Here is a 1,647-nt window from a genome sequence, read left to right as displayed (position 1 = left end):
TTTTGATTCTGGGTTTTAATTATGCCCAGCTACATAGGTTCTTGCAGATAAAAAATGTCCTACTAAAGTTATCTAGCAAAGTTATCTAGCAAAGTTATCTAGCTTCGACTTCCCCCAAGAATTGACTGGCGGCGCGAAGCGCCGCCAGTCAATTCTTGGGGTTTTAATTCACTGAAGTGTTGTCACACTTTCGTGAATTGGTATAACCTTGGCTGAACGGAGTCGAAGCCACAGGTACTTTAACTACTAACAATAAAAACTGTGGTGCAAACGCGGCTTGCGCCATAGTTTTTTGGGATTATGTTTAATTTCGCTCGGCTACTTATCCAAAAAGTGAAATAGTTATAAGTATGATGTTAATTACAATGGGAAAAAATGCAAGAACGCGATGAATCTCAACGGTCTGTAAAGACTCAAGAAAAAGAATTAGCAAAAAAATTAAAATTTGCGAATAATAGTGGATTTCAGGCAGAACTCAGACGTAGGGTTGATGAACTCTTTCAAAATGGCAATCTCAAAGAACGCGATTGTCCTCAGATGTATACTAAAACCGCAATTCTGTTATTAGGCTTTTTAGGAACTTACGCAGTCCTAGTCCTTCTTGCTCAGTCTTGGTGGCAGGTTGGTATTTTATGTATTGTTCTCGGTGTGATCACCGCAGGCATCGGTTTTAGTATTCAGCATGATGGGGCACACCATGCCTATTCCAATTCTTTATGGGTAAATAAACTCATGGCGATGAGTTTGGATGTGATTGGTGGTAGTTCTTATATTTGGCATTGGAAACATGATGTCCTCCATCATACCTACGTTAATATTGCTGGGTACGATATGGATTTAGAGGTAGGAATTTTTGGTCGTCTTTCACCTGCCCATGCCCATCTCCCCTTTCATCGTTGGCAACATTATTATTTGTGGCTGCTATATGGTCTGCTAGCAATCAAATGGCATTTTTATGATGATTTTTATTGCTTGATTACAGGTAAAATCGGCGATCGCCCTTATCCTCGTCCCAAGCGGAGCAATCTTGCTATATTTTTTGTAGGAAAGGGGATTTTCTTATCGCTCGTCTTTGGCATTCCTTTGTTATTGCATTCTTTTGGGCAAGTCTTCGCAAGCTATGTATTAGTCGCCGTTACTTTAGGAATTGTCCTGAGTGTCGTATTCCAATTAGCGCATGTAGTTGAGGAGGCAAATTTCCCTGTTGCCAAAGCTTGCGTTATTGAAAATGATTGGGCTATCCATCAGATCGAGACAACTGTGAATTTCTCCCGTAATAATCCCTACGTGACATGGTTGCTTGGTGGTCTAAATTTCCAAGTCGAACATCATTTATTTCCGAATATTTGCCATATTAATTATCCAGAAGTTTCCAAGGTTGTCGAGCAAACTTGTCAGGAATTTGGCGTGAGATACAATCAGCATGGTTCTGTATGGGCGGGGTTTCGCTCTCACTTCCGTTGGTTGCGGCAGATGGGAACATGTAAATCTCTATAAATAAAGAAGGAGCGCTTTGCGCTCCTTCTTTATTTATAGCTGTCGCCAATTGTACTAGGACATAAACCCCAAGAATTGACTGGAGGCGCGAAGCGCCTCCAGTCAATTCTTGGGGTTTGATTTGTCCTAAGTCAAGTGACTGTAGCTATA

The 1,647-nt window shown here is 41.0% G+C and carries 1 protein-coding gene; it reads left to right on the top strand.

Going from position 1 to position 1,647, the window contains the following annotated elements:
- Nucleotides 1-375: 375 nt before the first annotated feature.
- Nucleotides 376-1,497 carry an acyl-CoA desaturase gene (locus tag AC805_RS02935; protein ID WP_055074029.1) on the top strand — a complete coding sequence of 374 codons (1,122 nt, stop codon included), beginning with the start codon at nucleotides 376-378 and terminating at the stop codon, nucleotides 1,495-1,497.
- Nucleotides 1,498-1,647: the final 150 nt, after the last annotated feature.

Origin of the sequence: Pseudanabaena sp. 'Roaring Creek' (genome assembly GCF_001402795.1) — a bacterium.
Classification (GTDB): Bacteria; Cyanobacteriota; Cyanobacteriia; order Pseudanabaenales; family Pseudanabaenaceae; genus Pseudanabaena.
Note: the sequence above shows the minus strand (reverse complement) of the source record. Positions and strands in the feature narration are given on the sequence as shown.